The organism is Paracoccus sp. R86501, assembly GCF_042466435.1.
Classification (GTDB): Bacteria; Pseudomonadota; Alphaproteobacteria; order Rhodobacterales; family Rhodobacteraceae; genus Paracoccus.
Map to the genome: position 1 here is coordinate 598,052 of NZ_JAXHPZ010000001.1, position 20,173 is coordinate 618,224.

Genomic DNA, 20,173 nt, shown 5'->3' on the forward strand with positions numbered 1-20,173 from the left:
GGGCGCTTCTAGGGGAAGGGTGCGACAAAGCCGTGAACGGGGCGTTAAGGCTGCGTGACGCCCCGTTGCGTCAGATCAGCGGCAGCTGCGGGTCGTCCGATATCTGTGGCGGGTCGCCGTCATGCGTCAGGCCGACGCCCCGCTGATGGATGACCATCTGATCGGCGGGATAGGGTTCAAGCAGCTCGAAGGCCTCATCCTCGGTGCCTTGCAGCCATTGGTCGTGATCGCGGGGGTGCAGGATCACGGGCATGCGGTCGGGATGGACCGGCGCGACCAGTGCGTTGGGCCGCGTCGTGATCATCGAACTGGTCAGCAACGCCCGCCTGTCGTCGCCATAGGGGCCATCATAATCCTGCCAGATGCCCGCCAGCGCGAAGGGCGTGCGGTCCTGCGGGCCGGTGACGCCGAACCAGACGTGGGTGGCAGGGTTCCGGCCGGTCATTTCGCAAAAGCTGGTGGCAGGGATCAGGCAGCGGCGCTGCCGGAACGCCGCCCGCCAGAAGGGCGACACGCGCAGCTTGTCGTCGCGAGCGTTGTTCACCGCCTTGGGTTGAATGGGCTTGCCGGTCCGTGTCGAAACCTGGGGCAGCACAAAGCCCCAGTGGCTGTAATCCAGCCGCCGTTCGCCATCCTGACCCAAGCGGACGATGGCGGCATCGCCCTTTGGGAAGATGGCCGATTGCGGTGGCGCATTGCCAAGATGGTCGTTTTTCGGGGTGACCGAAAAGACGCGGCGCATCGCCTCGACCGCCGTGGTATTCGAGAAAAGGTTGCACATCGCCCCAGGTTAGCATCCCCGCGGCGGGCCGGAAATCGCCTTGCGTCGGGCCATCGCGTTTTCTGCATTGAATTTTCCCTGCCTCAGCCTCTATGGTGGGACCATGTGCAATGCGACCTCAACCATGGGTTGCCAAGCACCGACAGTTTCGCAGCGGGGCACCTCTGGATCCGATCAAGACGACGGAACAGCCATGTACCTCGCGGAAAACCCGCCCTCCGGTCGCGCCAACAGCGCACGGGGGTGATGAACACAGCGGCCCGGTCGGCCTGACAGGCACCGGGTCTTTCGAAGGAACAGACGCGATGACGCGCGCTTTGGATGACAGACTTCAGGACGGGCGGGCCGCTGGCCACGCCGATCCGAACGTCGTCGCCAAAGACGCCCCCGCGTCCTCATCACACCGCAGCCGCAGCCCGGGGATGCCATTGGCACCGCCCGGCAGGCGCCTGCGCGAAAGACATATCAATGGCAAACAAAATGCTGATCGACGCGACCCACGCCGAGGAAACTCGGGTGGTCGTGGTGGATGGAACCAAGGTTGAGGAATTCGATTTCGAAACCGTGAACCGGCGCCAGCTGTCGGGGAACATCTATCTGGCGAAGGTGACGCGGGTTGAACCCTCGCTGCAGGCGGCCTTCGTGGATTACGGCGGAAACCGCCACGGTTTCCTGGCCTTTGCGGAAATCCATCCCGATTACTATCAGATCCCCGCAGCCGATCGCGACGCGCTGATCGCCGAGGAAAACGACCACAACGACGACGAACCCGAAGAGGCGCCCCGCAAGTCGCGCGCATCCTCGGCGTCGCAGGATGATGATGGCGCATCCGATGATGACGGCGACGACGGTATCGAATCCGTCGCCGAGGAGGACGTGACCGAAGAGGTTCGCGCCCCCCGCAAGCCGCGTGCGCGCCGCTACAAGATCCAGGAAGTGATCAAGGTCCGCCAGATCATGCTGGTGCAGGTGGTCAAGGAAGAACGCGGCAACAAGGGCGCGGCGCTGACGACCTATCTGTCGCTGCCGGGCCGTTACTGCGTCCTGATGCCCAACACCGCGCGCGGTGGCGGGATCAGCCGCAAGATCACCAATGCCGCCGACCGCAAGAAGCTGAAGGACATCGCGTCCGATCTGGACGTGCCGCAGGGCGCGGGTCTGATCATCCGCACCGCCGGCAGCCAGCGCACCCGGACCGAGATCCACCGCGATTACGAATACCTGCTGCGTCTGTGGGAACAGATCCGCGATCTGACCTTCAAATCGGTGGCACCTGCCGCGATCTATGAGGAAGGCGACATCATCAAGCGCAACATCCGCGATCTCTACAGCGCGGATATCGACGAGGTGCTGGTCGAGGGCGAGCGTGGCTATCAGGTCGCCAAGGACTTCATGAACATGATCATGCCGTCGCATTCCGACAGCGTGAAGCATTACACCGACCAGATGCCGCTGTTCGCGCGCTATCAGGTCGAAAGCTATCTGTCGGGCATGTTCAACCCGGTCGTCCAGCTGAAGTCGGGCGGTTACATCGTCATCGGTGTGACCGAGGCGCTGGTCGCCATCGACGTCAACTCGGGTCGGGCCACCAAGGAAGGTTCGATCGAAGATACGGCGACCAAGACCAACCTGGAAGCTGCCGACGAGGTGGCCCGCCAGCTGCGCCTGCGCGATCTGGCCGGTCTGATCGTCATCGACTTCATCGACATGGACGAACGCAAGAACAACGCCGCCGTCGAAAAGCGCATGAAGGACAAGCTTAAGTCCGATCGCGCCCGCATTCAGGTCGGCCGCATCTCGGGCTTTGGCCTGATGGAGATGTCGCGTCAGCGTTTGCGTCCGGGGATGCTGGAAAGCACCACCCAGCCCTGCGCCCATTGCCACGGCACCGGCCTGATCCGCAGCGACGACAGCCTTGCGCTGACCATCCTGCGCGCCATCGAGGAAGAGGGCACCCGCAAGAGGTCGCGTGAGGTTCTGGTCAAGGCGCCGATTGCCGTCGCCAACTTCCTGATGAACCAGAAGCGTGAGCATGTGGCCGGCATCGAGGCGCGTTATGGCATGTCCGTGCGGGTCGAGGCCGATCCTGCGCTGACCTCGCCCGATTTCGCCATCGAGAAGTTCAAGACCGCCACCCGCGTGGTCCCCGAGCCTTCGCATGTGCCGCTTGGTGTGAACGCCGACCTGATGGCCAGCATCGACCACGAAGAGGTCGATGCCCCCGAGGCCGAGATCACCCCCGTGTCCGAGGTCGCCCAGCCTCCGGTTGCTCAGCCGGTCGCCCAGCCTGCGGTGGCTGCCGCCGAGGTCGAAAAGCCCGAGGAGAGCGCGTCCGAGGATGAGGGCGAGGGCGGACGCCGCCGTCGTCGTCGCCGTCGTCGTCGCAAGACCGGTGATCGCCCCGAGTGCGACACCGCCGAAAACGGCGCGCAGGATACCGAGGTCGAAGCACCCGCGGCAGATGCCGCCCCGACGGAGGCACCCGAAGCGCCGGAAGCCGAGGCCGAACCCGCATCCTCGGGTCGCCGCCGGTCGCGTTCGCGGTCGCGGTCGCGCAAACCCGTCGATGCCGAGGCGCTGCCCGAGGTGGTGGACTTGTCGGCCGAGGCCGACGACAGCCGCGCCGCCAGCTTCCCGACCGAAGCCGCTGCCCCGGCAGAGGCTGCACCGGTCGAAGCCGTTCAGGCCCAGCCCCCCGCACCCGAAGCGGTCCCCGCCGAAGCTGTGGCCGAGGCATTGGTCGAAACCGCATCGGCCCCCGAGGCTACACCCGTTGCCGCCAATCAGACCGAGCCTGCAACCGAGGAAGCCCCTCGCAAGCGCCGCGGCTGGTGGTCGGGCCGCTAAGGACCGGACATATCGTAAAACGGGGGCGTGGCAGCGATGCCACGCCCCTTTTTCATGGGCGGGAAGGGTGATCCCACGAAGCCGTGACGCGATGCCCTCTGTCCTTCTGCGCGATGACCGCTAAGGTGCCGGACATGTTGGGAATCGAACTTGCCTCTGCCGCCTTCCTGCCCGCCGCCTTCGTGGCGCTGCTGGCCGGGATCCTGTCGTTTCTGTCGCCATGCGTGCTGCCGATCGTGCCGCCCTATCTGGCCTATATGACCGGCGTGGGGGTGAACGGGCTGAAGACGCGCGAACGCAGCGCCATCGTTCCGGCACTGTTCTTCGTCATGGGCCTGTCAACGGTCTTTCTGATCATGGGGTTCGCGGCCTCGGCGTTCGGGCGGGCTTTCCTGCAATATCAGGATCTTCTGGCACGTATCGCAGGTGTCATGGTGGTCATCATGGGCCTGCATTTCCTGCATGTCTTCCGCATCCCCCTGCTGGATCAGGAAGCCCGGATGAACGCCGGCAAGCAGGATGGCGGCGCGCTTGGGGCCTATGCCCTGGGGCTGGCCTTCGCCTTTGGCTGGACGCCCTGCATCGGTCCGCAGCTGGGCATGATCCTGTCGCTGGCCGCGACGGGGGGCGAACTGTCGCGCGGCACGGCACTGCTGGCGATCTATGCGCTTGGGCTGGGTATTCCCTTCCTGCTGGCGGCGATCTTCATCAACCGTGCCATCGGACTGATGAACCGCATCAAGCCTTATCTGAAAACGATCGAACGTGTGATGGGCGCCCTGCTGGTCGTGGTCGGTGTCATGCTGCTGACGGGCGCGTTCTCGGCCTTCAGCTTCTGGCTGTTGGAGGCTTTCCCCGCCCTGGCGACGCTTGGATGAACGGACAGGAGCTAAGATGAAACCCGCAAGTCCCGAACACACCCCGCCACCCGATGCCGATCAGCGCCGCGGCGTGGCACCGGTCATCTGCTATCCGGTGGACAGCCTGCCGCCGCCCGATCTGGCGGCCTATCGCGCCGCGCGGCAGGGGTGGGTCCAGACCGATCAGATCATGATCCCACCGCGTCAGGCCGCCTGTTTCGACGTTCCCGCCGGGCATTTCTTCCGCATTTTCAGCGTCGATGGTCCGCAGGTCGGCGATCTGAACATCTGGACCGCCGATATGTCGGCGCGGTTCTACTCCGGCAAGACGCGTGCGCTGCACGGAACGCATCTGTTAACGGGTGACCGGCTGTGGTCGAACCTGCCGGACCTGCGCCCGCTGGCCACCATCACCGAAGATACGCTGGATTGGTACGGCTTCGACGAATTTGGCGGCAGTGTGCATGACGTGATCGGAACGCGCTGCGACCCCTATACCCACAACCTGCTGTCGCAAGGCGGGCAGTACCATCACTGCTGCCATTCGAACCTGACGCGGGCCTTGGCCGAGGCGCGCGACATGCCGCTGGAACAGGCCGAGGCGCATGTCCACGACGTGCTGAACGTCTTCATGTGCACCGGCTTTACCCGCGACACCGGGCAGTACTTCATGAAGGCCAGTCCCGTCCGTCCGGGCGACTATCTGGAATTCATGGCCGAGACCGATCTGTTGGGCGCGCTGTCGGCCTGTCCGGGCGGAGATTGCGGCGGCCAGCATTCATCCGATGCCGCCACCTGCCATCCGCTGGTCGTGCAGATCTTTGCCCCTGCACATCCGCCCCAAGGGTGGTCGCCGTCGCGGCCCGGCAGCTATGACCGCAGCCACGGGGCAGGGTAAGATCACGATCCCGCGCCACCACAATCTATAGTAGCGCGCACCCCGCAATCGCGCTATCCTTCCGGACAGATCCGGGAAAACCGGACAGGACTAGAGGCAGTGACGGCGGTATTCCCATGACCGATATGGTTTTTGGCACGACGCCCGCACGGGCGGGTGATCCCATTCTTCCACGGTGGTGGCGGACGGTCAACAAATGGGCGCTGTTCTGCGTGCTGTCGCTGTTCGCGATCGGCCTGTTGCTGGGGCTGGCGGCCTCGGTGCCGCTGGCGGAAAAGAACAATCTTCCACGCTTCTACTATGTCCAGCGTCAGGCCGTCTTTGGTGGCATGGCACTGGTGGTGATGCTGGTCATATCCATGATGTCGCCGCGCCAGATCAGACGCATCGGGGTGCTGGGGTTCGCGGTCGCTTTTGCCGCCATCGTCATGTTGCCCTTCATCGGCACCGATTTCGGCAAGGGCGCGACCCGCTGGCTCAGCCTTGGCTTCGTCTCGATCCAGCCGTCCGAGTTTCTGAAGCCCGGTTTCGTCGCCATCTGCGCCTGGTTCATGGCCGCCTCGATGGAGATCGGCGGTCCGCCGGGCAAGCTCTATTCCTTCATCGCCGCCGCAACGGTGGTCATCCTGCTGGCCCTGCAGCCTGACTTCGGGCAGGCATCGCTGGTGCTGTTTTCCTGGCTGGTGATGTATTTCGTCGCCGGTGCGCCGATGGTCCTGCTGCTGGCCGTGGCAGGAATGGCGCTGATGGGGGGCATGTTCGCCTATGGCGCGTCCGAACACTTTGCCCGCCGGATCAACGGCTTCCTGTCGCCCGACATCGATCCGCGCACCCAGATCGGCTATGCCACGAACGCCATCCAAGAAGGTGGCTTCTTCGGCGTCGGCGTGGGCGAGGGGACCGTCAAATGGTCGCTGCCCGATGCGCATACCGACTTTATCATCGCTGTCGCTGCCGAGGAATATGGCCTGATCATGGTGCTGACCGTGATCGCGCTTTACATGACCATCGTCGTGCGGTCGCTGCTGCGCCTGCTGAAAGAACGCGACCCCTTCGCGCGGATCGCGGGCACGGGTCTGGCCTGTGCCTTTGGCGTTCAGGCGTTGATCAATATGGGTGTGGCCGTCCGGCTGCTGCCCGCCAAGGGCATGACACTGCCCTTTGTCAGCTATGGCGGTTCTTCCGTGATCGCTTCGGGGATCGCGGCCGGAATGCTGTTGGCACTGACCCGCACCCGCCCACAGGGCGAGATCGCCGAAATTCTGCGCCGAGGCCGTTGATGTCCGAACCCCTTGCCCTGATCGCTGCCGGTGGGACCGGCGGTCATATGTTCCCTGCCCAGGCATTGGCCGAGATGCTGTTGGCGAATGGCTGGCGCGTGCGCCTGTCCACCGACGAACGCGGCGCGCGCTATGCGGGCGGCTTTCCCGACGCGGTCGAACGTCAGGTCGTCCGTTCGGCCACCACTGCACGCGGCGGTGTTGCGGGCAAGCTGGTGGCGCCCTTCAAGATCGCCTCCGGCGTGCTGGCCGCGCGTCGGGGGTTCCGCAAGGACCGCCCCGATGTGGTGGTGGGCTTTGGCGGATATCCGACCATTCCGGCGCTGTCGGCTGCCTGGTCGATGGGTCTGCCGCGGATGATCCACGAACAGAACGGCGTCATGGGTCGCGTCAACCGCCTGTTTGCGGGGCGCGTGCATCGTGTCGCCTGCGGCATCTGGCCAACCGATCTGCCGCATGGCATCAGCGGTTTGCATGTCGGCAACCCCGTTCGCGCCGCGGTGCTGGAATATGCCGCGGCGCCGTATCAGGCGCCCGGACAGGGGGATCTGCATCTGCTGGTCATCGGCGGCAGCCAAGGTGCCCGCGTGCTCTCCGATCAGGTGCCTGCCGCCCTTGCCGCGCTGCCCGACGACATGCGCACCCGCCTGATCGTCAGCCATCAGGCCCGCGCCGAGGATGCCGACCGCGTCACCAAGACCTATGCCGAGGCCGGTATCACCGTTGATGTTCAGCCCTTCTTCACCGATGTTCCCGAACGTCTGGCGCAGGCGCAGTTGGTCATCAGCCGGTCTGGCGCATCCTCGCTTGCCGATATCACGGTCATCGGGCGACCCTCGATCCTGATCCCCTTTGCTGCGGCGACGGGCGACCATCAGACCGCCAATGCGCAGGCTTTGGCCGAAAGCGGAGCGGCGCTGGTGCATCCGGAATCGGTGCTTGACGCCGAAAGCCTCACGCGCGACATCCGCGCGATCCTGAATGATCCCGCGCAGGCGACGGCCATGGCCCAAGCCGCGCTGTCCCTTGCCCGTCCCGATGCGGCGCGGCGCCTTTACGACCTCGTCACGGAGATTGTGCGATGAATGCGGCGACGAAACTGCCCGGCGAACTTGGCCCTATCCATTTTGTCGGCATTGGCGGCATCGGCATGTCCGGCATTGCCGAAGTACTGCTGACCCTTGGCTATCGCGTGCAGGGCAGCGACCTGAAGAAATCCAAGATCACCGACCGGCTGGAAGGTCTGGGCGCACAGGTCTTCGAAGGCCAGCGTGCCGAGAACGTGGAAGGGGCGGGCGTCATCGTCATCTCGACCGCGATCAAGAAGGGCAATCCGGAACTGGAGGAGGCGCGCCGTCGCGGCATGCCCATCGTCCGCCGTGCCGAGATGCTGGCCGAGCTGATGCGGATGAAATCGAACATCGCCATCGCGGGCACCCACGGCAAGACGACCACCACCACGATGGTCGCCACGCTGTTGGATGCGGGCGGCGTCGATCCGACCGTCATCAATGGCGGCGTGATCCATGCCTATGGCTCGAACGCGCGGGCCGGTGCTGGTGAATGGATGGTGGTCGAGGCCGATGAATCCGACGGCAGCTTCAACCGCCTGCCTGCCGATATCGCCATCATCACCAATATCGACCCCGAGCATATGGAACATTGGGGCAGCTTCGATGCGCTGCGTCAGGGGTTCTACAACTTTGCATCCGGCATTCCTTTCTACGGTCTGGCCGTCTGCTGCACCGACCACCCCGAGGTTCAGTCGCTGGTCGGAAAGCTGACCGATCGCCGCGTAATGACCTTTGGTTTCAACGCGCAGGCGGACGTCCGCGCGGTCAACCTGCGCTATGAAAAGGGCATCGCCCATTTCGACATCGCGCTGCAGGGCGAAACCGCTGAAGGTGCCGCCACCCCCGAGATGATCGAGGGCTGCACCCTGCCGATGCCGGGTGATCACAACGTCTCGAACTGTCTGGCGGCTGTGGCCGTCGCGCGGCATCTGGGCATCAAGAAATCCGAAATCCGCGAGGCGCTGGCCAAATTCGGCGGCGTTGGTCGCCGCTTTACCCGCGTGGGTGAAATCGATGGCGTGACGATCATCGACGATTACGGCCACCACCCGGTCGAAATCGCCGCTGTGCTGAAGGCCGCGCGTCAGGCGACGACCGGTCGGGTCATCGCCGTCCATCAGCCGCATCGTTATTCGCGCCTGTCAACGCTGTTCGACGACTTCTGCACCTGCTTCAACGAAGCTGACGTCGTGGCCATCGCGGACGTCTATGCCGCGGGCGAAGACCCGATCCCCGGCGCGGGCCGCGACGATCTGGTCGCCGGTCTGATCGCCCATGGCCACCGCCACGCCCGCGCCATCCTGTCCGAGGATGACCTGGAACGGCTGGTTCGCGAACAGGCCCGTCCGGGCGACATGGTGGTGTGCCTTGGTGCAGGGACCATCTCGGCCTGGGCCAACAACCTTCCGGCCCGCCTGCAGGGTCAGGCCGCATGACGGGCATCCAGCTGCCCTCATATCCGGTGATGGCCTTGGCGGTCACCGGAATGTGGCTGCTTGCCGCCTGTCTTGTTCCGCTTTTACCTGACCGCCTCCGGTCCCCCGCGACCGTCGTTCTTATCGCCCTTGGCGTTCCCAGCCTTGGATGGTTGACGCTGCTGTGGGGCCCGGGGATCGGCGTGGCCAGCTTTGCGCTTGGATTGCTGGCGCTGATCGTGCGTCCCTTTTGCCGCCGTCGCGCCATCGCCCCGCCCGTGATCGACGGCAGGCAACACCCATGAACCCTTGGATCATTGCAGGGTTCTGCCTGGTCGGGTCGGGCTTCATCGGCTGGGGCAGTGCACGGCTGAAGTTGCGCTGGCCATTGATGGTGCTGGCGCTGTTGCTGATGGCGATCGCCTTCCAGCTGCTGTTTGCCGCGCGGGGGCGTGACGGGTTTCACGACTTGGCGGCCATCGTGGCGCAGGCCTTCACGGTGTTGCCGGCGCTGCTGGGCATGGCCGTGGGGCTGGCCATCGCCCATATCCGCCGCCACAAGGTCCGGTGGCGCCAGGGGGCAGGGCTGGTCACTGCGGTGGCATTCGTGCTGGCGCTTGGTGCCGCTGCGGCCACATTCCTGATCTGATCGCCCCGCGCAGTTGACGCGCCGCGCGCCGCTGGCTACCACCTGACGCATGAGCTTTGACCTTCCCACCCCGCGCGGCACCCTGACCCCGAACCGTCCCCTGGACAGCCTGACATGGCTTCGCGTCGGAGGGCCTGCCGACTGGCTGTTCCAGCCCGCCGACCCCGAGGATCTGGCCGAATTTCTGGCCGCTCTGGACCCCGCTGTTCCGGTGTTTCCCATGGGCGTGGGCAGCAACCTGATCGTGCGCGACGGCGGCATTCGCGGTCTGGTGGTGCGCCTTGGGCGCGCCTTCAATTCGGTCGTGGTGGATGGGCAGACGGTGACCGTCGGCGCGGCCGCGCTGGATGCGCAGGTCGCACGCCGTGCTGCCGAAGCGGGTCTGGACCTGACCTTCCTGCGCACGATACCGGGCAGCATCGGCGGGGCCGTGCGGATGAATGCAGGCTGCTATGGCAGCTATGTGGCTGATCACCTTGTCGAAATACAGGTGGTGACCCGGCAGGGCGACATGATCACCATGCAGGCCGCCGAGCTGGGCTTCGGGTATCGCCATTCGGAAATTCCCGATGATTGGATCATCACGCAGGCGGTCTTCACGGCGGAAAAGGGCGATCCCGATGCCCTGCACGTCAAGATGGCCGATCAACTGGCCCGCCGCGACGCCAGCCAGCCCACGCGCGAACGCAGCGCCGGATCGACCTTCCGCAATCCGGCGGGCTTCAGTTCGACCGGGCAGGCGGATGATACCCATGATCTGAAGGCCTGGTCCCTGATCGATCAGGCCGGACTGCGCGGTCACAGCTGGGGCGGGGCGCAGATGTCGGAAAAACATCCGAACTTTCTGCTGAACACCGGCGCCGCCACCGCCGCCGAGCTGGAGGCACTGGGCGAACTGGTCCGCCGCCGCGTCATGGAGGAAAGCGGTCACGACCTGCAGTGGGAGGTCATCCGCATCGGTGATCCCGCGCCCGAGGACGAATAGGCGCGCCATGCCGCCGATTGCGCGTTAGCGGAAAATTCAGTCTTTTGCGATACCCGCTTTGCATGTAACCTTTAGGCACGTGTGACGCCCAGAACGGGTGCGACGTATCAAATCTGAAGCCCGGATCAACCGGGCGCGAAAGGCGATGGAAGTGGCGGGCAGGTCGAGCAGGACAGCCCACTCGGTCGCGATCCTGATGGGTGGCCCCTCGGCCGAGCGAGAGGTTTCGCTGTCATCGGGTCGCGAATGCGCGGATGCGCTGCGGGTGGCAGGATATCAGGTAACCCAGATCGTTCTGGATGATGCCTTGGGCGATCAGGTCGTCCGGGCGCTGACCGAATGCCAGCCAGACGTGGTCTTCAACGCCTTGCATGGCAAATGGGGTGAAGACGGCTGCGTGCAGGGTCTGCTGGAATGGCTGGGGCTGCCCTATACGCATTCGGGCGTGCTGGCCTCGGCGCTGGCGATGGACAAGACCCGCGCCAAGGATGCCTTCCGCGCCGCCAATCTGCCCATCGTCGAAAGCGTCATCGCCGATGCCGCCGAGGTGCGCCTGCGCCACGTCATTCCCGCGCCCTATGTGGTCAAGCCCAACGACGAAGGATCGTCCGTGGGCGTCTATATCGTGCATGACGGGGCCAATCAGCCGCCGCAGCTGTCCGATGACATGCCTGAGCGCGTGATGGTGGAAACCTATGCGCCGGGACGCGAACTGACCACCACCGTCATGGGCGACCGCGCGCTGGAGGTGACCGAGATCATCACCGACGGCTGGTATGATTACGCTGCCAAATACACCGTCGGCGGATCGCGTCACGTCATTCCGGCGCAGATCCCCGATGATATCCGCGATGCCTGCCTGTCGCTGGCCCGGCGTGCCCATGATGCGCTTGGCTGCAGCGGTCTGACCCGCACCGACTTCCGTTGGGACGAGGCGCGCGGGGTCGAGGGTCTGATCATCCTCGAGGTGAACACCCAGCCCGGCATGACCCCGACCTCGCTTGCGCCCGAACAGGCCGCGCATGTCGGCATCGATTTCCCCGCCCTGATGCGGTGGATGGTGGAGGATGCGATGTGCCGGTCGTGATCGATCACCGCCCCGGAAAACAAAGCACCACCGAACCCGCCCGCCAGCGGCGCGATCCCGCGCCTTCGCGTCTGAAGTACCGTCTGGAACGGATGTGGCTGACGCCGCTCTATCGCCGGATGGTGCGCGTGGGGGTTCCGGCCTTCCTGATCGCCATGGTCGCAGGGCTTTGGCTGGCAGATGAGGACCGCCGTGCGCTGCTGAAAGGCGGCATCGCCTCGGTCGTCGACAAGATCCAGAGCCGCGAAGAATTCCAGGTCCGCACCATGACCATCGAGGGTGCGTCCCCGGTGGTGGAGCGTGCATTGCGGGCCATGCTACCGGTCGATCTGCCGGCTTCCAGCTTCGATATCGATCTTCCCGCGCTGCGCATTCAGGTGATGCAGCTGGACGCGGTCGAAAGCATCGATCTGCGCGTCAAGCCGGGCGGTATCCTGTCGGCGGTGGTCAAGGAACGTGAACCCGCGATCCTGTGGCGGCGTGCCCGCGGGATCGAGATCCTGGATCGGGGCGGCCACCGCGTTGCCAGCGTCACCTCGCGCGAGGTGCGGCCCGCATTGCCGTTGATTTCGGGGGATGGGGCCGATGTCGTGACCTCCGAGGCGCTGAACCTGTTCGATGCTGCGGGACCGATCCTGCCGCGCGTGCGAGGTCTGGTGCGCCGGGGCGAGCGTCGGTGGGATCTGGTTCTGGATCAGGGGCAGCGCATCATGCTGCCCGAACATGGCGCCGTTGTCGCGCTCGAGGCTGCCATCGCCCTTGACCGGGCCGAGGATCTGCTGGCCCGCGATGTCAACATCGTCAACCTGCGCGATCCGCAGCGACCGGTGCTGCGTTTGGGGATGGATGCCCGCAATACAATCCGTGGCGCACGCGGACTGTCCCTGCTGGGACCGGATGGCGCGCCACTGGAAGACGAAACAAAAAGCTGAAAATCGGCAAAGGGGGGACCAAGCGAATGGCGGAATTGTACCAGACTCAGCGCGCGATGCGGAACATGCGCCGGGCCGCCCTGCAAAGGGGCGTGATCGGGATTTTGGATATCGGCACGTCCAAGATCGCATGTTTGGTGCTGCGTTTTGATGGAACGGGCACCTTCCGCGAAACCGACGGCGTGGGGCCGATGGCGGGGCAGGTGAATTTCCGCGTGATCGGCGCGGCCTCGACCCGGTCGCGGGGCATGCGCCGTGGCCAGATCGAGACGATGGCCGAAACGGAACGTGCCATCCGCACCGTCGTCGCCGCCGCGCAGAAGCTGGCCGGCGTCCGGATCGATCATGTCATCGCCTGCCTTTCGGGCGGTTCGCCGTCGTCCTATGGACTTGCGGGCGACATCACCCTGGCGGCGGGCAAGGTCGCCGAGCATGATGTCGCCTCGGTCATGGCCGCCTGCGAGGTTCCCGATTTCGGTCGTGGCCGCGAAGTGCTGCATGCACAGCCGGTGAATTTCGCCGTTGACAACCGGTCCAGTCTGGCCGATCCGCGCGATCACGTCGGCAACAAGCTGTTCTGCGACATGCATGTCCTGACCGTCGACGGCGATGTCATGGGCAATTTGGTGCAATGCATCCGCCGCTGTGATCTGGAACTGGCGGGCATCGCTTCGGCGCCCTATGCATCAGCCCGCGCCAGTCTGGTCGAGGACGAGCAGGAACTGGGCGCCGCCTGCATCGATTTCGGCGGGGGCGGGACGGGGGTCTCGATCTTCATCAAGAAGCACATGATCTTTTCCGATCACGTGCCGATCGGCGGCAATCTGATCACCCAAGATATTGCCCAGGGTTTGCGCGTGCCGCTGCCCGTGGCCGAGCGTCTGAAGACGCTTGATGGCGGTGTCGAGGCGACCGGGCAGGACGATCGCGAGATGATCGACGTCGGCGGCAATACCGGCGATTGGGAAACCGACCGCCGCACCGTCAGCCGCGCCGATGTGATCGGCGTCATGCGCCCGCGCGTCGAGGAGATCTTGGAAAACGTGCGTGGCGTGCTGGATGCGGCGGGTTTTGATTACATGCCCAGCCAGCAGATCGTACTGACCGGCGGCGGCAGCCAGATCCCTGGTCTGGACGGGCTGGCGACGCGCATTCTGGGCCCGAACATCCGCTGCGGCAGGCCGCTGCGGATCGATGGTCTGGCGCATGAACTGACTGACCCGAGCTTTTCCAGTGCGGTCGGTCTGGCGCTGTTTGCGGCACATCCGCAGGACGAATGGTGGGACTTCGAAATGCCCGCCGACAATTATCCGGGACGCAGTTTCCGGCGCGCCTATCGCTGGTTCAAAAACAACTGGTGAAGGTGCCGAAATGGCATGGAATATGGAGGTCGTATGATGCGGCCACCATATTCGGATGTTGTGGCAAGATACCGCCGAAACATTGTCCAATCACCGCCATATTCTGCGTGGCGACTGTGTTTTTTGGGTGACGCTTGGCGAGGGAATGTTTACGATAGTCAGCAAATACGGGGATTCGAGCGGGCAGCCCGCGCCCGATAACGAAGCAGCGATTACAGGCGGACACCATGAACCTCAATCTGATGATGAATGACGAAGAAGAGCTGAAGCCACGCATCACCGTCTTCGGTGTTGGCGGGGCAGGCGGCAACGCGGTCAACAACATGATCCAGAAGCAGCTTGATGGTGTCGAATTCGTGGTCGCGAATACCGACGCGCAGGCGCTGCAGCAGTCGCTGGCGACCAGCCGCGTGCAGATGGGCCCGAAAGTGACCGAAGGTCTGGGTGCCGGCGCCAAGCCTTCGATCGGCGCCAAGGCCGCCGAAGAAACCATCGAAGACATCGTCGATCATCTGATGGGCGCGCATATGTGCTTCATCACCGCAGGTATGGGCGGCGGCACCGGCACCGGTGCGGCCCCGATCATCGCGCAGGCTGCCCGTGAAATGGGTATCCTGACCGTCGGCGTCGTGACCAAGCCCTTCCAGTTCGAAGGCACCAAGCGGATGCGTCAGGCCGAGGAGGGTGTCGAAGCCCTGCAGAAGGTCGTCGACACGCTGATCATCATTCCGAACCAGAACCTGTTCCGTCTGGCCAACGAAAAGACCACCTTTACCGAAGCCTTCGCGATGGCCGATGACGTGCTGTACCAAGGCGTCAAGGGCGTGACCGACCTGATGGTCCGTCCGGGTCTGATCAACCTGGACTTTGCCGACGTTCGCGCCGTGATGGACGAAATGGGCAAGGCGATGATGGGCACCGGCGAAGCGACCGGCGACAACCGTGCGCAGGAAGCTGCCGAGCGCGCCATCGCCAACCCGCTGTTGGATGAAATCAGCCTGAACGGCGCGCGTGGTGTTCTGATCAACATCACCGGCGGTTACGACATGACCCTGTTCGAGCTGGACGAGGCAGCAAACGTTATCCGCGACAAGGTCGACAGCGACGCCAACATCATCGTCGGTTCCACGCTGGATCCGGACATGGATGGCAACATCCGCGTTTCGGTCGTCGCCACGGGCATCGATGCCGCCGCCGCCGTGGCCGAGGTTCCCTCGCCCCGCCGCAGCATGGCTGCACCGCTGACGCAGAACCCGGTCGTCGGGTCGCAGGCCGAAGCCGAGCCTCAGATGCCGCAGCGCCGCGTGACCCCGCCCGTCGCTCAGCAGCCCGAGCCCGCCGCTCCGCAGGCACCTGCTGCCCGGACCGAAGAAGACATGCCGCAGCCAGCCTATCAGCCCAAGGACAACACCCGCCAGGCACCTGCCGCCCGTATCGACGACGACGCATCCGCGTTCGTCGCGCCGCGCGCACCGCAAGCCGCTCGTGCAGGTCAGCCCGCCCCCGAGGTGATGGATCGCCTGCGTCGTGCCGTCGACAACCACAACCAGACCGGCAGCGCGTCGGGCGCCCCCAAGGAGCAGCCCGCGCAGGCAACAGCCCCCAACAACCGCATGAGCGGTCTTGGCCGCATGCTTGAGCGGATGGCTGGTCATGGCGATCAGTCGACGGCGCAGAAGCCGTCGTCTTCCTCGATCGCCGAGCGTGTGAACGAACGTGTCGCCACCCGTGCGCGTCAGCAGGAAACCGATTTCGACGATCTGGCCAGCCCCGACAGCGGGCAGGACAATGTCGAAATTCCGGCTTTCCTTCGCCGTCAGGCAAACTGAGCGCGATCACGAAACTGGCATCCGACTGACGGAAAGGGTCGCCTCTGGCGGCCCTTTTTGCTTGCCAATCCAAATGTTTGACTTGATATCACCCCCTGCCTGTCCACGGCGGCCCCCAAGTGTTTCACTCCGTTACAAAACGTTAATTGAATGCTTGGGCGTCTGATCCTAGCTGAACTGACACGGACCACGAAGGTCGTGACAACAAGAAACGAAGGCAGGCATATCATGCAGGCGACATTGAAAGATAAGGTGGCATTCTCGGGCGTCGGACTTCATTCCGGAGCCTCGGCCCAGCTTGTGATCCATCCGGCCCCCGCCGGTCATGGCATCGTCTTTCGTCGGATCGACCTGACGCCTGCCGTTGACATTCCCGCCATTTGGGACCAGGTGACCCCGTCGCCGCTGTGCACGCTGATGGACAATGGCCAGGGCGTGACCCTGTCCACGGTCGAACACGTCATGGCCGCGCTGGCAGGCACCGGGATCCACAACGCATTGATCACCGTCGATGGCCCCGAGGTTCCGATTCTGGACGGTTCGGCAGCGCCCTTCGTCGATGCAATTCTGGACACCGGCATCGAACGCCAGAATGCCCAACTGCGCGCCATCCGCGTCCTGCGCACGGTCGAGGTTCGTCACGGCGAAGCCTTTGCCCGCCTCAGCCCCGCCGACCATCTTGAGATCGATTTCCAGATCGACTTCACGGATGCTGCGATCGGTCATCAGGAAAAGCGTCTGGACATGGCCAACGGTGCATTCCTGCGCGAACTGGCCGACAGCCGCACCTTCTGCCGCGCGTCCGATGTCGAGACGATGCGCCAGAACGGTCTGGCCCTTGGTGGTACCTATCTGAACGCGGTCGTCGTTGATGGCGCGCAGGTGCTTTCGCCCGGTGGCCTGCGCCATCAGGACGAGGCCGTGCGTCACAAGATGCTGGATGCCACCGGCGATCTGGCACTGGCCGGTGCACCGCTGCTGGCACGCTATACCGGTCACCGTGCGGGTCATGCGATGACGAACCACCTGCTGCGTGCGCTGTTCGCCGATCCGACCGCCTGGACGTGGGAGGTCTGCTCGGCCGATCTGGAAGATCGCCTGCCGGGTGCGCGCATCACCGAACATATGCTGGCAGATGCCGATATGGCCGCCTTTGCTTTTGCGGCTGAATGAAATCGACCGCCTGGCCGATTCCCCGATGCTTCCTTGCGACGTCACGGGAAACCCACGCGGAATTCAACGGATTGCCATTTTGCGCCCCCTGATGTTCTGTGCTAGGAGGTGCCGGCAGCGCAGCCTTTCAGGGGCGGCCGCACGGCAGAATTGTAGGGCAGGGTAAAGATGGCGGGCTCGAAAATTTCGGCTTCGGTGATGGCTGTGATGCTGTCGGGCTTGGTTCTTGCAGGGTGTGCCGGCAACGGCGACGCCGCACGAAAGCAGAACCTCGACAAATTCACCGCAGAAGAAATCTACAAACGCGGTGAGTTCGAGCTGGAGAACAGCGGCGAACCCGATGACGCGGTCTTCTATTTCAGCGAAATCGAGCGCCTTTATCCCTACTCCGAATGGGCCAAGCGTGCCTTGATCATGCAGGCCTATGGCAACCACAAAGCCAAGAACTACGAAGAGGCACGGGGCGCTGCGCAGCGTTTTCTGGATACCTATCCGGGAGACGAAGATGCAGCCTATGCGCAATACTTGCTGGCGCTGTCCTATTACGACCAGATCGACGATGTCGGTCGCGATCAGGGGCTGACCTTCCAGGCGCTGCAGGGGCTGCGCACTGTCATCGAACAATATCCCGACAGCGAATATGCCCGCAGCGCCATCCTGAAGTTCGACCTGGCCTTCGATCACCTTGCCGCCAAGGAAATGGAGATCGGGCGTTATTATCTGAAGCGGGGCCATTACGCCGCCGCCGTCAGCCGTTTCCGCGTCGTGGTCGAGGAATTCCAGACAACCTCGCAAACGCCCGAAGCGCTGCTGCGTCTGGTGGAATCCTATTTGGCCTTGGGCCTGATGGACGAAGCGCAGACCGCTGGCGCCATTCTGGGCCACAATTTCCAGTCCTCACCCTTCTATCAGGACGCCTTCCGTCAGCTGCGCGGACGCGGTCTGTCGGCCGAGGCCAAGGGTGACAGCTGGCTGACCAACGTTTATCGCCAAACCATTGAAGGAAGATGGCTGTAGCCTTCCGCCATACAGGCCAAGGTCGCGGTCCGACATCGCATGCTCCGTTCGCTTGATATCCGCGACATGCTGCTGATCGAGCGGCTGGATTTGGGGTTTGGCCCCGGATTGAACGTCCTGACTGGCGAAACCGGCGCGGGCAAATCGATTCTTCTGGATTGTCTGGGCTTTGTTCTGGGTTGGCGCAGCCGTGCCGATCTGGTTCGCAGCGGCGCCCAACAGGGCGAGGTTCAGGCCGTTTTCGACCTGCCCGCCGATCATCCCGCGCGTGCCGTCCTGACCGAAGCCGGGATCAGCGTCGAGGAAGACGAATTGATCCTGCGACGTGTGAACGCGCTGGATGGCCGCAAAACCGGCTGGGTCAACGACCGCCGCGTTTCGGGCGAAGTGCTGCGCAAGCTGTCGGAAACGCTGGTGGAATTGCATGGCCAGCATGATGATCGCGGGCTGCTGAACCCGCGCGGGCATCGCGCGCTGCTGGATGCCTTTGGCGTCATCGATACCAAACCCGTCCGCAAGGCGTGGAACCTGCGCCGCGAGGCCGCGCAGCAGTTGGCGCAGGCCGAGGCCGCACTGGAGGCTGCGCGTCAGGAGGAAGAATTCCTGCGCCATGCCGTTGATGAGATCGACAAGCTTGCCCCCGAACCCGGCGAAGAACAAAGCCTCGACATCGCCCGCAGGCAGATGCAGGGGGCCGAACGGATCCGCGACGATGTCGCCCGCGCCCTGCAATTGTTGGGAAATGACGGTGCCGAAAAGGCGATGGTCGATGCCGGTCGCTGGTTGGAGGGCGTCTCGGACCACGCAGAGGGTCGTCTTGATCCGCCACTGGCCGCCCTGTCACGTGCCCTGATCGAACTGGGAGAGGCGACACGCGGCGTCGAGGACACGCTGAGCGCGCTGGAGTTCGACCCTTATTTGCTGGAATCCACCGAGGAACGCTTGTTTGCCCTACGCGCCTTGGCGCGCAAACACGATGTGCTGGCCGATGATCTGGCCGAACTGGGACATGAACTTCGCACAAGGCTGGGTCGCATCGATGCCGGTGAGGCGCAGATCGGAACGCTGCGGGCCGATGCCGCAGCCGCCGCGCAGGCCTATGACGACGCGGCCGCCAAGCTGACGGCACAGCGCGCCCGCCACGCCAAGCAGCTGGATCGCGCTGTCACCGCAGAACTGGTTCCGCTGAAGATGGATCGCGCCGTCTTTGAAACCCGGGTATCGGAAGGCGAGGCGGGGCCGGACGGACGCGACGTCGTAGCCTTTACCGTCGCCACGAACCCCGGCGCGCCCTCGGGTCCGCTGGACAAGATCGCCTCGGGGGGCGAGCTGTCTCGCTTTCTGCTGGCCTTGAAGGTCTGTCTGGCGCGGGGCAACGATGCGCTGGTGATGATCTTCGATGAGATCGACCGCGGCGTCGGCGGTGCGACTGCAGATGCGGTGGGGCGTCGTTTGCAGGCCTTGGCCCAAGGGTCGCAGGTCTTGGTCATTACCCATTCGCCTCAGGTCGCGGCACTTGGTGCGGTGCATTTCCGTGTGGCGAAATCGGTGACGAAGGGAATGACGACTTCGAATGTCGTCGCTTTGGATCCCGAAGAACGTACCGCTGAAATCGCACGGATGCTGTCGGGTGATCGCGTGACAGATGCGGCGACAGATGCGGCACGGGCCTTGCTGGCAGGTTAATTACCTTGGAACGGGCCGCAGGATCGAGATGATCCGCCCAGACTTCTTGTCCAGCCGGACCAGATGTCCCGAAACGATTGCATAAACGCTTCCGGCGATGTCGCCGCCCAGGCCATAGCTGCCCGGATTGCTGATACGACGCGCCTGACCCTTGCCGGGAACCTCACCGATGACGGGACGATCCGCCGGCTGCTTGGCGGCGACGCTGGTCACGCGCAAGGTGTCCGGCGCATAGGTCGTCAGCGAGCCGAGGCCCAGCCCTGCCATCAAGGTTGCCACTATGATCGTCTGCGCCTTCAT

The 20,173-nt window shown here is 64.2% G+C and carries 18 protein-coding genes; 16 read left to right on the forward strand and 2 right to left on the reverse strand.

Annotated elements, in window-relative coordinates; genetic code table 11:
• Positions 1-70: 70 nt before the first annotated feature.
• Complete coding sequence (locus tag SJY40_RS03035) at positions 71-781, reverse strand: SOS response-associated peptidase (protein ID WP_378942583.1); 711 nt, start codon at positions 779-781, stop codon at positions 71-73.
• 468 nt (positions 782-1,249) lie between these two features.
• On the opposite strand from SJY40_RS03035, the gene SJY40_RS03040 reads away from it, so the two are divergent.
• The 16 genes from SJY40_RS03040 to recN all read left to right on the forward strand — a co-directional run bounded on the left by SJY40_RS03040 (position 1,250) and on the right by recN (position 19,873).
• The gene (locus tag SJY40_RS03040) at positions 1,250-3,628 is read left to right on the forward strand and encodes a ribonuclease E/G (RefSeq protein WP_378942584.1); all 2,379 of its coding nucleotides are present in this window, start codon (positions 1,250-1,252) and stop codon (positions 3,626-3,628) included.
• 134 nt (positions 3,629-3,762) lie between these two features.
• Complete coding sequence (locus tag SJY40_RS03045) at positions 3,763-4,506, forward strand: cytochrome c biogenesis CcdA family protein (RefSeq protein ID WP_378942585.1); 744 nt, start codon at positions 3,763-3,765, stop codon at positions 4,504-4,506.
• Between the two features lie 16 nt (positions 4,507-4,522).
• Entirely contained in the window at positions 4,523-5,386 is an 864-nt protein-coding gene (locus SJY40_RS03050; protein ID WP_378942588.1) for an urea carboxylase-associated family protein, read from the forward strand.
• Between the two features lie 116 nt (positions 5,387-5,502).
• Positions 5,503-6,666 (forward strand): putative lipid II flippase FtsW, encoded by a 1,164-nt coding sequence (gene ftsW / locus SJY40_RS03055; RefSeq protein ID WP_378942590.1) that lies wholly within the window; start codon positions 5,503-5,505, stop codon positions 6,664-6,666.
• Complete coding sequence (gene murG, locus SJY40_RS03060) at positions 6,666-7,751, forward strand: undecaprenyldiphospho-muramoylpentapeptide beta-N-acetylglucosaminyltransferase (RefSeq protein WP_378942592.1); 1,086 nt, start codon at positions 6,666-6,668, stop codon at positions 7,749-7,751. Before ftsW ends, murG begins: the two co-directional genes overlap by 1 nt.
• The gene (murC, locus tag SJY40_RS03065) at positions 7,748-9,175 is read left to right on the forward strand and encodes a UDP-N-acetylmuramate--L-alanine ligase (RefSeq protein ID WP_378942594.1); all 1,428 of its coding nucleotides are present in this window, start codon (positions 7,748-7,750) and stop codon (positions 9,173-9,175) included. Before murG ends, murC begins: the two co-directional genes overlap by 4 nt.
• Entirely contained in the window at positions 9,172-9,459 is a 288-nt protein-coding gene (locus tag SJY40_RS03070; RefSeq protein ID WP_378942597.1) for a DUF2484 family protein, read from the forward strand. Before murC ends, SJY40_RS03070 begins: the two co-directional genes overlap by 4 nt.
• Complete coding sequence (locus SJY40_RS03075) at positions 9,456-9,803, forward strand: hypothetical protein (RefSeq protein WP_378942599.1); 348 nt, start codon at positions 9,456-9,458, stop codon at positions 9,801-9,803. Before SJY40_RS03070 ends, SJY40_RS03075 begins: the two co-directional genes overlap by 4 nt.
• A 49-nt stretch (positions 9,804-9,852) precedes the next feature.
• On the forward strand, positions 9,853-10,788 hold the full coding sequence (gene murB, locus SJY40_RS03080) for a UDP-N-acetylmuramate dehydrogenase (RefSeq protein ID WP_378942602.1): 936 nt from the start codon (positions 9,853-9,855) through the stop codon (positions 10,786-10,788).
• 196 nt (positions 10,789-10,984) lie between these two features.
• On the forward strand, positions 10,985-11,875 hold the full coding sequence (locus SJY40_RS03085; protein ID WP_378942605.1) for a D-alanine--D-alanine ligase: 891 nt from the start codon (positions 10,985-10,987) through the stop codon (positions 11,873-11,875).
• A complete protein-coding gene (locus SJY40_RS03090; protein WP_378942607.1) occupies positions 11,863-12,807 on the forward strand; it encodes a cell division protein FtsQ/DivIB in 945 nt (314 codons plus the stop codon). The genes SJY40_RS03085 and SJY40_RS03090 overlap by 13 nt, the downstream gene beginning before the upstream one ends.
• Before the next feature lie 26 nt (positions 12,808-12,833).
• Positions 12,834-14,168 (forward strand): cell division protein FtsA, encoded by a 1,335-nt coding sequence (gene ftsA / locus SJY40_RS03095; protein ID WP_378942610.1) that lies wholly within the window; start codon positions 12,834-12,836, stop codon positions 14,166-14,168.
• Between the two features lie 227 nt (positions 14,169-14,395).
• Positions 14,396-15,997 carry a cell division protein FtsZ gene (ftsZ, locus tag SJY40_RS03100; protein ID WP_378942612.1) on the forward strand — a complete coding sequence of 534 codons (1,602 nt, stop codon included), beginning with the start codon at positions 14,396-14,398 and terminating at the stop codon, positions 15,995-15,997.
• A gap of 228 nt (positions 15,998-16,225) precedes the next feature.
• Complete coding sequence (gene lpxC, locus SJY40_RS03105) at positions 16,226-17,170, forward strand: UDP-3-O-acyl-N-acetylglucosamine deacetylase (protein WP_378942615.1); 945 nt, start codon at positions 16,226-16,228, stop codon at positions 17,168-17,170.
• A gap of 168 nt (positions 17,171-17,338) precedes the next feature.
• Positions 17,339-18,187, forward strand: coding sequence for an outer membrane protein assembly factor BamD (locus tag SJY40_RS03110; RefSeq protein ID WP_378942617.1), 849 nt, complete (start codon positions 17,339-17,341; stop codon positions 18,185-18,187).
• A gap of 39 nt (positions 18,188-18,226) precedes the next feature.
• On the forward strand, positions 18,227-19,873 hold the full coding sequence (recN, locus tag SJY40_RS03115) for a DNA repair protein RecN (protein WP_378942619.1): 1,647 nt from the start codon (positions 18,227-18,229) through the stop codon (positions 19,871-19,873).
• Here recN and SJY40_RS03120 read toward each other — a convergent pair whose 3' ends face one another.
• On the reverse strand, positions 19,874-20,173 hold the full coding sequence (locus SJY40_RS03120) for a hypothetical protein (protein ID WP_378942622.1): 300 nt from the start codon (positions 20,171-20,173) through the stop codon (positions 19,874-19,876).